The organism is Pedobacter sp. 05T44 (genome assembly GCF_056395985.1).
Genome location: NZ_JBFTKO010000008.1, coordinates 35,057 through 48,118, shown reverse-complemented (window position 1 = coordinate 48,118; position 13,062 = coordinate 35,057). Strand labels below are relative to the sequence as shown.

Genomic DNA, 13,062 nt, shown 5'->3' with positions numbered 1-13,062 from the left:
TACTATTTTATTCTACTACGAAGTTCAAATCTCTATATTTTTATTGATAACTTCGTACAATTAATTATGCAAGTTTTCCACACAAAAAGTAAGGTTATCATAACCTGCAACAAGCGTCTGTCGCCGTATTTACTAGAAGAAGTTAAAGCCCTTGGCTATGACATAGTAAGAGATTTCTCTACAGGCTTAGAATTAGACATCACTTTGTCTGAATGTATTCGATTAAATTTGAATTTAAGGTGCGCCAGCCAGATTTTATACTGCTTAAAGAGTTTTAAAGCAGCAAATCCGGAAGAGCTTTACCGCGAAATGGTGGAGATGCCATGGGAAGAGTTAATTGATTTTTCAGGTTATTTTTCTGTTACCTCAAATGTTGATAACCCAACTATTACCACTCCTCTTTTTGCCAACTTAAAGGTAAAAGATGCAATAGTTGACCGCATTAAAGACAAGAAAGGTATCCGTCCGAATTCAGGTTCTGATGCCAATAAAGCTGTAATTCATCTATACTGGAAAGATAATGATGCCGACGTATTTATTGATACTTCTGGCGAAACACTTGCTAAACACGGATACCGTAAAATTCCGGGAAAAGCCCCAATGCTGGAAGCACTTGCTGCAGCAACAGTATTAAGCACTAAATGGGATCAGAAGTCTCCTTTTGTAAACCCAATGTGTGGTTCCGGAACATTGGCTATAGAAGCCGCTCTTATTGCAACCAATCGCAGACCAGGTTTATTTAGAATGAACTATGGCTTTATGCACATTATTGGCTACGATGAACAAGTATTTTTTGCTGAAAGAAGAATCCTGAAAGATCAGGTGGTAAAAAATGCTGATCTTCAGATCATCGCTACCGATATTTCTGAAGACGCTGTAGATGTAAGTCGTAGAAATGCTAAAACAGCAGGTGTGGATACATTGATCACCTTCGAGGTATGTGATTTTGCTGAAACACAAGTTCCCGAAGGAGGCAAGGGTGTAGTAGTATTTAATCCGGAATATGGCGAGCGCCTAGGTGTACATTCTAAACTGGAATCAACCTACAAACGTATGGGTGATTTTATGAAGCAGGAATGCAAAGGATATTTTGGATATATCTTTACAGGAAATCCTGATCTTGCCAAAAAAATCGGATTAAAAGCCACACGTAAAATAGAATTCTACAATGGAAAACTAGACTGTCGTATGCTCGAATACGAGTTGTACGATGGCACAAGAAGACCTGAAGGCGAAAGGCTCATTAAGGAATAGGCCAATGGATCCAATAATCAAAAAAACTATTCAATTTGTTAAGGAAACGCTTGCAGATGCAGAAGCAGGCCACGATTGGTTCCATATAGAACGTGTCTACAAAACAGCTTTAACCATTAATGCGCAAGAAAAAGGCGACGAATTAATTGTTGCACTGGCAGCCTTGCTGCACGATATTGCAGATCCTAAATTTAATGACGGCGATGAGGAAATCGGCCCACGTATAGCAGGTGAATTCCTTGAAAGTATTAACGTTGATCCATCAATCATTGAACATGTAAAACAGATCATCATCAACCTAAGCTACAAAGCCAGCTTAGGCATTGTGACATTTCATTCAAAGGAACTTGACATTGTGCAGGATGCAGACAGATTGGATGCTATTGGCGCCATCGGAATTGCCCGTGCATTTACTTACGGAGGTTATAAAAACCGGGTGCTTTACGATCCGGAGATTAAGCCCAACCTGAGTATGAGTAAGGAAGAATATAAAAATAGTACCGGCCCTACCATTAACCATTTCTACGAAAAACTCTTTTTACTTAAAGATTTAATGAAAACTCCGGCAGGAAAAAACATAGCTCAAAAACGTCATAATTTTATGCAAGAATATCTTGATCAGTTTTATGACGAGTGGGCAGGAATGAAATAAAATAATTGTAAATTGCCTGCACCCTGTAAGCGCTCTATCTTACAGTTAATTTGAGTAAAAKAATGAAATTAAGTGTATTAGTTTTAATTGCAGCATTAGCAGTTGGTATTTCGATAGGTCTTGTAAATTTCTACTTTCAGCATAGCTGGTATTTTATGCTGATGTCATTTGGCGTGTCGTTTTTAACATGCTTTATTGTTTTCTACTACCTGCTCGAAAAATACATTTACTCTAAAATAGTTCTTATATATAAGCTTATCCACAATTTAAAATTGGGAAAGGACCTTAAAGATGCGCTTGGCGAATATGTGAGCTCTGATCCAATTAATGACGTTGAACAAGAAGTAAAAGAATGGGCAGGGGCAAAAAAACGTGAAATTGATGTTTTAAAGAAACAGGAACAATTCAGAAGGGAATTCCTGTCTAACGTTTCGCATGAGTTTAAAACGCCTCTTTTTGCCATACAGGGCTACATAGACACCTTACAGGATTGCCTTGTGGATGATCCGGAAATGGCTGCTAAATTTTTAACAAAGGCAGGTAAGAATGTTGAAAGGTTAAGCTATTTAATAAATGATCTTGACTCTATCTCCAAATTAGAAACAGGTGAGATTCCAATTAACTATGAGAAATTTGACTTTGTGCTGCTTGCAAAAGAGGTAATGGAAGGTCTGGAAGACAAGGCAAAACTCAGAGAGATTACACTGTCATTTAAAGAAAAATATACACACCCTGCTTTTGTAAACGCAGATAGAGAAAAGATCAGACAGGTAATGATTAACCTGATCCAGAATTCACTAAAATACGGCAGAGAACATGGTGGTTCAACTGCCATAAAGATCTTTGAACTTCACGATCAGTATCTGATCGAGGTAACTGATGATGGCATAGGCATCGACGAAAAACACCTGCCTCGCCTATTTGAGCGCTTTTATAGAATTGACTCGCACAGATCAAGAGAAGAAGGTGGTACCGGACTTGGGTTGGCTATTGTAAAACACATACTTGAAGCCCATCAGCAAATCATATCTGTAAGGAGTACTTTACAGATCGGAACAACATTTGCCTTTACACTTGAAAAGGTTGGCTAATCATAATCCGCTTAGTTAAAAAAACTTAACACTTAACATTAACTTAACATTGTACTCATACTTTTGTATCATATTTTATAAAAGATGAATAGTATTTTTAAGTTCTTCACCCCTAAAGACAAAAAGTTCCAACCGCTATTTGAACAGGCTGGAAGTAACGTATTGAAAATTTCTGAAGCTCTATTGCTTGCATTAAGTGCAACTGATACAGAAAAAAGAAAAGAATACATTAAGGAAGTTGAACGTTTAGAGCACGTAGGTGATGACATTACCCATTCGATTTTCCTTGAACTTAGCAAGAACTTCATCACTCCTTTTGACAGGGAGGATATCCATGCGCTCGCCAGTGCAGTTGATGATATTGCAGATTACATCCATGCTTCGGCTAGTAACATTGAATTATACAATGTTAAAAATGTAGGTGATGCAATGATCAAACTTGCTGAATTATTGGTAGAGATGTGTACCGATTTGGATAAAGCAATTAAAGAATTAAGAAGTTTTAAAAATATTCGTGTTATCGCTGATGCCTGTGTAAGGATTAACAGCGGCGAAAATCAGGCTGACTACGTTTGTAATTTGGCAATAGCCCGTTTGTTTGAATTTGAAACCAACGCAATTGAATTGATCAAACAAAAAGAGGTTCTTCAAACTCTTGAAATGGCTACTGATAAATGTGAAGATGCGGCTAATGTGCTGGAATCTATTTTGGTAAAGAACGCTTAAACCTTCAAAAAATGGTAACTACCTTATTGGTTGTTGTAATCGTCCTCGCAATAGGATTCGATTATATAAATGGCTTTCACGATGCGGCAAATTCAATTGCTACTATCGTTTCTACAAAAGTGCTTTCTCCTTTTCAGGCAGTGCTATGGGCAGCAGTATTTAACTTTGCTGCTTATTTTTACTTTACAGACCATAAAGTGGCTAATACTATAGCCAAAACTGTAGTAGAGAATTTTATAACGCTTGAAGTTATCCTGGCTGGTCTTATCGCCGCCATTACCTGGAATCTTTTTACATGGTGGTTTGGTATCCCTTCAAGCTCCTCGCACACCCTGATTGGTGGTTTTGCTGGTGCTGGTATGGCTAAAGYGGCTACGGTAGGCGCAAGCGTAATGTCGGCAATTAACCTTGCCCCCATTTTAAAAGTGGTTGCGTTTATTGTTCTGGCACCCGTAATTGGYATGGTGATCTCGGTTATTATATCCATTATCATTTTACATATATCTAAAAATGCCCGGCCTTCTGTAGCTGAGAAATGGTTTAAAAGATTACAGCTGATCTCTTCTGCTGCATTAAGCTTTACACATGGTGGTAACGATGCTCAAAAAGTAATGGGCATCATCTATGTTTCTATGGTTGCGGCAAATGTACTACACACCGGAGATGCAATGCCTGAATGGATTCCTATTTCATGTTATGCTGCAATTGCATTAGGTACCATGAGCGGTGGCTGGAAAATTGTAAAAACTATGGGCTCTAAAATTACTAAAGTAAATGCTTTTGAGGGTGTAGCTGCAGAATCTGCAGGTGCAGTAACCTTAGGTATTACGGAACACTTTGGTATCCCGGTTTCTACAACCCACACTATTACAGGTTCAATTGTAGGTGTTGGTTTGTTAAAAAGAGTATCGGCAGTACGCTGGGGAGTTACCGTTAGCTTACTTTGGGCATGGGTATTAACCATTCCGGTTTCTGCAACGCTAGCAGCAATTGTTTACGGAATTATACATTTGTTTTTTTAGAACTCAATTGTAAGAAATACGATTGGATGTGCAGTGTCCTGCACATCCCAATCTGGCCCTGTCTGTATAAGGCGAATCACTTCCTCATCGAATCTTTCTGAAAAGCCGCGTATCACGGCAACATTTATAGGTCTGAGATCTTTGATTTCAAATCTGAATTCAACAGACTGCCCTTTCTTCGCATCTGTTATATAGCTATTTTTTTCAGTAAGGTAACCGTTGAACTTTGGCCACCCAATTACAGGATGGGTAGTTTCAGACTTTGAATCTTTAGCTACACTCTGCAGTAACTGGTTTTGACGGGCAACTGGAATATCATTAATATCTTTGCTATTGATTGTGAACCTCACGGCATAGGTATCATCAAATTCTTTTTGAGGGGTTGCAAGCCCTCTAATTCTTACGGTACCTTTTACTCCAGGTGCACCTAAGGCTTGCTTAGCAGTTTTTTTCCCATAAGCAGCAACAACAACTTCATTTAATGCAGCACTTGAATCATCTGATACCCTTGCTGCTGATGCTGGAGCTGCTGCTAAAGTTGCCTCAGCAATCGGCGTTGGTTCAGTACTGTTTGCAATGGATTTTGATTTAGGCTTTGAATTGGCAGCATAACTGTTAGTTTTGGCTGCTTTTATTGCTTTATCAATTTCAGAAGAAGCTTTATCTGTACTTTCTGTTTTAAGTGTGGCTACGGCATCTGCATTTTCGATCACACTATCGCTGCTCGGCTTTGGAGCTATGTTTACATCAATCTTTTTAGGTCTTTTGGATGCCATCTCCTGATAATTCACCTGTTTCATCCAGAAAATAATTCCAACAGAAATAAATATCACAGCAGCAGCAGCGGCAATACTTAGGCGTTGCCAAGTTATTACTGTTGCTTTTTTAGCAGAATGATGCTCTGCAACACGTTCATGCAATTGCTTTTGAAGCAAAGAAAGGGATTCAAGAGATCGCTTAGGCGACATGCTTAAGCCAGCCAGCGCTTCGGCTACGAAAGGATCCTCGAGCGCTTCACGCTCTACCCTGTTCATAGTCTTTGCATCAAGCTTACCATCAAGATAATCTTCTAAAACTGCTATATCTAACCAATCGTTATTCACCACTATTCTTTTCTATACAAATTTTTAAGTTCCTTTTACCGTTCTGGATATAGCTCTTAACTTTTAGCATATCGTAGCCGGTAATATCCGCTACTTCTTTATAACATTTCTCTTGCAGATAGAACAAGTCTACACTTACGCGCTGTTCTTCGGGAAGTGTTTCCATACACTTTTCCATAACGGTAAGTTTAGTCTCTTTTGTATCATCAATATCAAGATGCACAAAATCTGTGTTTTCCACAAAAGTATCTTCTAATGAAACGGTTGTATTTTTTGAATTCTTACGAAGGGCCATTAAGCAATGGTTACGAGATAATACATGCAACCAACTTTTAAAGTTCTGTACTTCGTGAATTTTGAGCTTAACCACAAGTTCTTCAAAAATCTGCATTACTGCATCTTTACTTTGCTCCTCGTCTTTTAAATAGTTTAAACACACACCAAATACAAGGTGCATATACTTGTTATAAAGTATACCCAATGGTTCCAGATCACCGCTTTGCCTATAGCGCGTAATTAAAGCAGTGTCGTCCTGCTCCTGGATTTTGGCGTTATTCTTTATGAACTTCAAAGGGTCTTTCAGGTATAATTTTCTCAAGTATAAAAATATTTTTCGACACTGGTGTGGAATTTCTGCAAAGCTTACATCATTTAGAAAAACAGACGATTATGAAAAAGCTATTGTTACCAATATTTATTGTTTTACTGTTTACCGCATTCAAAGCTCCCAGAAATTCGGTTAGGACTATTAGGGGTATAGTAACTGACAGAAATGACAAAACACCTCTCGCGGGCGTTGATGTGTTTTCACATGACAAAAGGATTAGTGCATCAACTAATAAAAATGGGTTTTATACCATTTMAGTTCCGGAAAACGAACAAACTTTAACATTTGAATACATTGGCTATAAACCTTTGACGTTAAAAATTAACGGTACTGTTTTAAATGTTAAATTGGAAAAAGAGAGCATTTCTCTGAAAGAAGAAGTTATAGTTGGTTATGGCCAAAAGGCAATGGCAGCTCCGGGATTAAGAGGAGCGGTTCATATAAGAGGCATCAGCCAATCGACCGTTGTAATGAACTCGCTTCCAGTTACTGAATCATCAGAATCTTATGCTTCTATTAACGAAAATCGATTCAGGGATGCCATAAAAAACCCMCTTTCAACATTTTCTATTGATGTAGACGCCGCATCTTACACTAATATACGCAGGTTCATTAACAACGGAGCCCTGCCTCCTGCTGATGCTGTGAGAATAGAAGAAATGGTGAATTACTTTGATTATGACTATCCGCAGCCTAAAGGTAAAGATCCGATTAATATTGTAACCGAGATAGCTGATGCTCCCTGGAACACAATGCATAAACTGGTAAAGATAGGCTTACAGGGTCGTAAAATTTCTACTGAGAAGTTACCTGCCTCAAATTTGGTATTCCTCATCGACGTGTCTGGATCAATGGCCCAGGCAAATAAACTTCCTTTACTCGTGTCGTCATTTAAATTATTAGCTGAACAACTTAGATCTTCAGATAAGGTAGCCATTGTAGTATATGCAGGCAATGCAGGTTTGGTTTTACCCTCCACTCCTGGAGATCAGAAGATCAAAATCAAAGATGCACTGGATAAATTAAGTGCAGGGGGATCTACAGCAGGCGGGCAAGGTATTGAACTGGCTTACAAGGTGGCTTCAGAAAATTTCATAAAAGGCGGAAATAACAGGGTGATTTTGGCTACCGATGGTGATTTTAATGTGGGTGCATCGAGTGATGATGATATGGAAAAGCTCATTGAGAAAAAACGCAAAAGCGGAATCTTTTTAACCACTCTTGGCTACGGAATGGGAAATTACAAGGATAGTAAAATGGAAGTGCTTGCAAATAAAGGAAATGGGAACTATGCCTATATAGACAATATCACCGAAGCAAGGAAGGTTTTAGTAAATGAATTTGGCGGAACATTATTTACCATAGCTAAAGATGTAAAGTTGCAAATAGAATTTAATCCATCGAAAGTACAATCCTACAGATTAATTGGTTATGAAAACCGCATGCTGAAAGCTAAAGATTTTAATGATGACCAGAAGGATGCAGGTGAACTTGGCTCTGGTCACACGGTAACAGCATTATATGAAGTTATACCTGTTGGTGTAAAGAGCATTTTTTCGGGTAGTATAGATGATTTGAAATACCAGAAAAACGACAAGCCTGTCATTTCAGGAAATAATAAGGAATTGTTAACTGTTAAACTTCGTTATAAACAACCAGATGGAAATGTGAGCAAGCTAATTGAACAACCAGTAATTGACAATAGAATTGCTTTCGACAAAACCACTAACAACTTTAGATTTAGCGCTGCGGTTGCTGAATTTGGGATGTTGTTAAGGCAATCCGATTTCCGCCAGAACTCAAGCTTTGACCAGGTAATTCGTAATGCACAAAAAGCGATGGGAAATGATAATGAAGGCTATCGGTCTGAATTCATCAAATTAGCTAAATCAGCCAAATTATTGGCTAAAGATTTGCTAAGTTTGGAGGATAAGACAGCATTAAATGAAAAAAACTAAAATTTATCTGCTCGCATTAGTAGCCGCAACATTAAGCAGTTGTGACGTACAGAGCCAGGCTCAAATTGGAAAGATATTAAATCAGGTTCAAACAGGTGGCACCCCAACAACAAGTGAAATGGGCTTAGGGATTAAACAAGCTTTGGAGTTGGGCACATCGCATGGAGCAGATCTGCTCTCGGCAAAGGATGGTTTTTTAGGCAATATGGCCGTTAAGATCCTCTTTCCTCCTGAGGCACAAAAGGTAGAGAAAACGCTTCGCAGTGTTGGGTTAGGTTCTCTTGCAGATAATGTAATTACCAGTTTAAACCGTGCAGCAGAGGACGCAGCCAAAGAAGCTAAACCAATATTTGTATCTGCAATAAAACAAATGACTATTGCTGATGCCACCAACATACTTTTTGGAAGCAAAGATGCTGCAACTAATTATTTTAAAAGAGTAACAACAGCTCAACTGATGGAAAAATTTAAGCCTGTTATTACAACAAGTTTGAATAAGGTTGGCGCTACAAAATATTGGGGCGATGCCGCCAATCAGTATAATAAGATTCCGTTGGTAAAACCAGTATCTACAGACCTTTCAGACTATGTAGCACAAAAAGCTATCGACGGAATGTTTATACAGGTAGCCCAGGAAGAACTGAAAATCAGAGACAATATAGGTGCCAGATCTACACCTTTGTTACAGAAAGTATTTGGCTACGCTGATAAGAAAAAGTAGCACTAATATCTTTGCCAAATTGTACGGATGCTTTTATATAAACCTGAAAATGATATATTTGCATCCGTACAAATTTTAAATTCTTAAACTATGGCAAGGAAGAAGGATAGAACAACCATCATCTTTGTAAACAACAATCAGAACTCAAATAAGCCAATACAGGTTCCAAGCAGTTATATATTACATTGGAAAAAATATGTATTTGGATTACTAGGTACTTTTGTTTTTTTACTTGGAATGATAATCTATCTGTCATACAATATGACATTAGTTGAATCATCAAAAGAACTCTTGAGCAAGCAATTGCGGGAGAATAAAAAAGAAGCTACAGTTCTCGATACTTCTGCCCTAAAAAAACACTACGAGTCCATCGACAAGAAGTTGCTTACAATAAATAAATTTCTAAAAGCAAGAGGTATAAAAACCATTGTTAAAAATGAAGGAGGCGAGGGGAATTCTGATATCCTTTCGGTTGAAGAAATAGGTGAGTTCTACGAAGGATACCTTAATAAGATGATTGACTATGTGGCTTTTACACCAATGGGCTATCCCCATTTCGGAGCCATCACTTCTGGCTATGGCCATCGTGAAAATCCTTTTACCGGAGAAAATGTAGAGACGCATAAAGGGCTAGATTTCAGGGGGAAACGTGGTGAAATAGTTAAAAGCACTGCAAGCGGACGGGTAACCTATGCTGGTAGAAGAGGTGGATATGGCAATTGCATTGTGATTAATCACGGCAATGGATTTGAAACCTACTATGGTCATTTGTCAAGGATATTAATCACTGAAGGAACACAAGTAAAAGCAGGCGATAACATAGGAAAAATCGGTTCTACAGGCAGATCTACGGGTCCGCATTTACATTACGAAATCCATAAAAATGGTAAAATAATCAATCCCAGATCTTTTTTAACAATAGAATAATGTTTAAGAAAACCAAACAGTCTCAGATACCAGACATCAATCAACAGGAAATTTCGACATTAATAGGCGACGGTTTTGTTGTTACCGGAGAGCTTACAGGAGCATCGGTTATAAGAATTGACGGCAAAGTAACAGGAAACGTAAAGACTGGAAATGGCATTATTTTGGGCGAAAAGGGCATTATTGTAGGTGATATTGAAACTACGTCAGCCATTATTTACGGAACGGTAAACGGAAAAGTAAAGGTTAGCCAACTTGAAATAAAAAAAACGGGGAGAGTAAACGGTGATATTAAAACTGAAACGCTGGAGATAGAATTCGGTGCGCAATACAATGGAAATCTGGAGATGAAAAAGCTAATTCAGGTTGAAGAGAAAACCGTTTGATGTGTGGCAGAAAAAGGTTACTTTTATACGGATAATGCAAACAACATAAAGTATATTGGATTTTAAAGATTTTAATTTTAACCCTGATTTGTTTGAAGGGTTATCGGCAATGGGTTTTCGTGATGCCACACCTATTCAGCAACAGGCAATTCCTTTAATTTTAAGCAAAAAAGATTTAATTGCCTGTGCACAAACAGGAACCGGAAAAACCGGAGCCTACCTTCTGCCAATCATGAATATGATTGCCGGAACAGAAGAACGTCATAATAACACTTTGATCCTTGCTCCTACACGTGAGCTTGCTCAACAAATAGATTTACAGGTTGAAGCGCTTTCTTACTTCACAAACATCAGCTCTTTAACTGTATATGGTGGTGGTGATGGGATTGCCTATGAACAGCAAAAGAGATCGATGCGTGAAGGGGTGGATATTATTATTGCAACTCCTGGTCGTCTGATTTCTCATCTTTCATCTGGCGTTTTAAAGCTGGATCAATTGCAGCATTTGGTATTGGATGAAGCGGACAGGATGCTTGATATGGGCTTTTATGATGACATTATGCGCATTGTAAGCTATCTTCCTGAAAATAGACAAACTGTAATGTTTTCTGCAACTATGCCTCCAAAGATCAGGAAGCTGGCAGGAACACTGCTAAAACACCCTGAACAAATTAACATAGCCCTATCTAAGCCGGCGGAAGGGATATCGCAACAGGTTTATCTGATACATGATGAACAAAAAGTGCCATTGCTTTCTTCTATTCTAAAAACAGATGAGTATAAGAGCATTATTGTTTTTGCATCGACAAAAGAAAAGGTAAAAAACCTGGGTAAAGTTTTTAGAAACCTGGGACTTAAAGCTGAAGCTTTTCATTCGGATCTTGGCCAGAAGGAAAGAGAAAGCATATTATTAAAATTCAAAAACAGACAATTGCCTATAATAATTGGTACAGATGTTCTAAGTCGTGGTATTGATGTAGAAGGAATTGATCTGGTAATTAATTTTGATGTACCTCACGATGCAGAGGACTATGTACACCGTATTGGAAGAACTGCCAGGGCTGCAACTAAAGGTACTGCAATTACTCTGGTTAATAACAGGGACAAGCGTAAACTGGCAAGCATTGAAAAATTGATTGAAAAACAAATAGAAAGAATGTCTTTACCGGAACATCTTGGTGAAGCCCCTCTGGAAAGTGCAGCTGATTCTTCGGAAAGACCTGTTCGCCACGACAAACCAAAACGTAAATTCTGGAAGAAAAAGCCCGCTAAAAACACGGGATCATAGTATAAAACTATGATATTTTAAACTGGGGTTTTGTATCTTTACTTTTATGCAAAACCTCCCTCCTTTAGCTGAACGCATGCGTCCGCAAAATCTGGACGAATATGTMGGCCAGAAACATTTAGTGGGGCCTGATGCTGTACTAAGAAAGGCCATACAAAGCGGACAATTACCCTCAATGATTTTTTGGGGTCCTCCCGGTGTTGGCAAAACTACCCTTGCATATATCATTTCTCAAACACTTGATCGTCCATTCTTTAATCTAAGTGCTATAAACTCAGGAGTAAAAGATATAAGAGATGTGATAGACAGAGCCGCTCAACTTAAAAACAGTTTAATGGGATTGCCCATTTTGTTTATTGATGAGATCCATCGCTTTAGCAAATCACAGCAAGACAGTTTATTGGGTGCTGTTGAACGGGGCCTGGTAACGCTAATAGGAGCCACAACAGAAAACCCTTCTTTTGAGGTAATCTCAGCTTTGCTTTCCAGATGCCAGGTCTATATTTTAAAAGCACTGAATGAGGAAGAGCTCTCTGGTTTATTACAGACCGCCATTAAAAAGGATGTTGTTTTAAAAGAAAAGAAGATCACCATTAAAGAGCATGAAGCATTGATCAGGTTATCTGGCGGAGATGCCAGAAAGTTATTAAATGTTTTGGAGATTGCAGTTAATGGAATTGGTGGCAATAAATTAACGTTGAATAATGAAAACGTTCTGGCTCATGCTCAGCAGAATCTTGCCTTGTATGATAAGGCTGGTGAACAACACTACGACATTATATCGGCTTTCATTAAATCTATAAGAGGAAGCGATCCAAATGCGGCTGTTTACTGGTTGGCTAGAATGATTGAAGGTGGCGAAGATCCTTTGTTTATTGCCAGAAGGCTACTAATCCTTTCATCGGAAGACATAGGCAATGCCAATCCAAACGCATTGCTACTTGCAAACAATTGCTTTCAGGCAGTAAATGTGATAGGGTATCCAGAAGCCAGGATTATCCTCTCTCAAGCAGTTACCTATCTGGCATCTTCGGTAAAAAGCAATGCTTCTTACGAAGCGATAAATAAAGCTCAGGCTTTGGTGAAACAAACAGGTAACTTACCAGTCCCACTACATATCAGGAATGCACCAACCAAGCTCATGAAAAATATTGGATACGGTAAAGATTATGAATATTCGCACGCTTATGAGGGAAATTTCTCCGCTCAGGAATACCTTCCGGAAGAAATTAGCGGAACCAAATTATACGACCCCGGTAAAAATCCGGCTGAGGAAAAATTAAGAGAAAAACTAAAACAGAACTGGAAAAACAAATACAATTATTAA

Annotated in this window: 13 protein-coding genes; 11 read left to right on the top strand and 2 right to left on the bottom strand. The window is 38.4% G+C overall.

The genetic code is table 11. The annotated features are described in order from the left end of the window. Nucleotides 1–66: 66 nt before the first annotated feature. The 5 genes from AC1DDK_RS13980 to AC1DDK_RS13960 all read left to right on the top strand — a co-directional run bounded on the left by AC1DDK_RS13980 (nucleotide 67) and on the right by AC1DDK_RS13960 (nucleotide 4,745). Nucleotides 67–1,254: a THUMP domain-containing class I SAM-dependent RNA methyltransferase gene (locus tag AC1DDK_RS13980; RefSeq protein ID WP_172661816.1), complete on the top strand. Its 1,188-nt coding sequence runs from the start codon at nucleotides 67–69 to the stop codon at nucleotides 1,252–1,254. Between the two features lie 4 nt (nucleotides 1,255–1,258). Then, nucleotides 1,259–1,906, top strand: a complete 648-nt coding sequence (locus tag AC1DDK_RS13975; protein WP_172661817.1) for an HD domain-containing protein — start codon at nucleotides 1,259–1,261, stop codon at nucleotides 1,904–1,906. Between the two features lie 62 nt (nucleotides 1,907–1,968). Next, entirely contained in the window at nucleotides 1,969–2,997 is a 1,029-nt protein-coding gene (locus tag AC1DDK_RS13970; protein WP_172661818.1) for a sensor histidine kinase, read from the top strand. Between the two features lie 84 nt (nucleotides 2,998–3,081). Then, nucleotides 3,082–3,723, top strand: a complete 642-nt coding sequence (locus tag AC1DDK_RS13965; protein WP_048907832.1) for a DUF47 domain-containing protein — start codon at nucleotides 3,082–3,084, stop codon at nucleotides 3,721–3,723. An 11-nt stretch (nucleotides 3,724–3,734) separates the two neighbouring features. Continuing rightward, nucleotides 3,735–4,745, top strand: coding sequence for an inorganic phosphate transporter (locus AC1DDK_RS13960; protein ID WP_477633947.1), 1,011 nt, complete (start codon nucleotides 3,735–3,737; stop codon nucleotides 4,743–4,745). Here the strand turns inward: AC1DDK_RS13960 and AC1DDK_RS13955 are convergent. Both AC1DDK_RS13955 and AC1DDK_RS13950 read right to left on the bottom strand, forming a co-directional pair. Then, complete coding sequence (locus AC1DDK_RS13955) at nucleotides 4,742–5,848, bottom strand: hypothetical protein (protein ID WP_216854419.1); 1,107 nt, start codon at nucleotides 5,846–5,848, stop codon at nucleotides 4,742–4,744. The two genes, AC1DDK_RS13960 and AC1DDK_RS13955, sit on opposite strands and share 4 nt — an antisense overlap. After that, nucleotides 5,841–6,419: an RNA polymerase sigma factor gene (locus tag AC1DDK_RS13950; protein ID WP_172661887.1), complete on the bottom strand. Its 579-nt coding sequence runs from the start codon at nucleotides 6,417–6,419 to the stop codon at nucleotides 5,841–5,843. Before AC1DDK_RS13950 ends, AC1DDK_RS13955 begins: the two co-directional genes overlap by 8 nt. A gap of 98 nt (nucleotides 6,420–6,517) precedes the next feature. On the opposite strand from AC1DDK_RS13950, the gene AC1DDK_RS13945 reads away from it, so the two are divergent. From AC1DDK_RS13945 to AC1DDK_RS13920, 6 genes are all read left to right on the top strand, one after another. After that, a complete protein-coding gene (locus AC1DDK_RS13945) occupies nucleotides 6,518–8,413 on the top strand; it encodes a YfbK domain-containing protein (RefSeq protein ID WP_477633946.1) in 1,896 nt (631 codons plus the stop codon). Then, nucleotides 8,400–9,134 carry a DUF4197 domain-containing protein gene (locus AC1DDK_RS13940; RefSeq protein ID WP_172661822.1) on the top strand — a complete coding sequence of 245 codons (735 nt, stop codon included), beginning with the start codon at nucleotides 8,400–8,402 and terminating at the stop codon, nucleotides 9,132–9,134. The genes AC1DDK_RS13945 and AC1DDK_RS13940 overlap by 14 nt, the downstream gene beginning before the upstream one ends. Nucleotides 9,135–9,224: 90 nt before the next feature. Continuing rightward, on the top strand, nucleotides 9,225–10,061 hold the full coding sequence (locus AC1DDK_RS13935; protein WP_288884325.1) for a M23 family metallopeptidase: 837 nt from the start codon (nucleotides 9,225–9,227) through the stop codon (nucleotides 10,059–10,061). Then, nucleotides 10,061–10,447, top strand: a complete 387-nt coding sequence (locus AC1DDK_RS13930) for a bactofilin family protein (protein ID WP_172661824.1) — start codon at nucleotides 10,061–10,063, stop codon at nucleotides 10,445–10,447. The genes AC1DDK_RS13935 and AC1DDK_RS13930 overlap by 1 nt, the downstream gene beginning before the upstream one ends. Nucleotides 10,448–10,502: 55 nt before the next feature. Beyond that, entirely contained in the window at nucleotides 10,503–11,735 is a 1,233-nt protein-coding gene (locus tag AC1DDK_RS13925; protein WP_172661825.1) for a DEAD/DEAH box helicase, read from the top strand. 46 nt (nucleotides 11,736–11,781) lie between these two features. After that, nucleotides 11,782–13,062, top strand: coding sequence for a replication-associated recombination protein A (locus tag AC1DDK_RS13920; RefSeq protein ID WP_337717295.1), 1,281 nt, complete (start codon nucleotides 11,782–11,784; stop codon nucleotides 13,060–13,062).

What these genes read in the sequence shown, in the direction of transcription:
- AC1DDK_RS13980 (WP_172661816.1), top strand. Translation starts at nt 67, where the DNA reads ATGCAAGTTTTCCACACAAAAAGTAAGGTTATCATAACCTGCAACAAG.
- AC1DDK_RS13975 (WP_172661817.1), top strand. Translation starts at nt 1,259, where the DNA reads ATGGATCCAATAATCAAAAAAACTATTCAATTTGTTAAGGAAACGCTT.
- AC1DDK_RS13970 (WP_172661818.1), top strand. Translation starts at nt 1,969, where the DNA reads ATGAAATTAAGTGTATTAGTTTTAATTGCAGCATTAGCAGTTGGTATT.
- AC1DDK_RS13965 (WP_048907832.1), top strand. Translation starts at nt 3,082, where the DNA reads ATGAATAGTATTTTTAAGTTCTTCACCCCTAAAGACAAAAAGTTCCAA.
- AC1DDK_RS13940 (WP_172661822.1), top strand. Translation starts at nt 8,400, where the DNA reads ATGAAAAAAACTAAAATTTATCTGCTCGCATTAGTAGCCGCAACATTA.
- AC1DDK_RS13935 (WP_288884325.1), top strand. Translation starts at nt 9,225, where the DNA reads ATGGCAAGGAAGAAGGATAGAACAACCATCATCTTTGTAAACAACAAT.
- AC1DDK_RS13930 (WP_172661824.1), top strand. Translation starts at nt 10,061, where the DNA reads ATGTTTAAGAAAACCAAACAGTCTCAGATACCAGACATCAATCAACAG.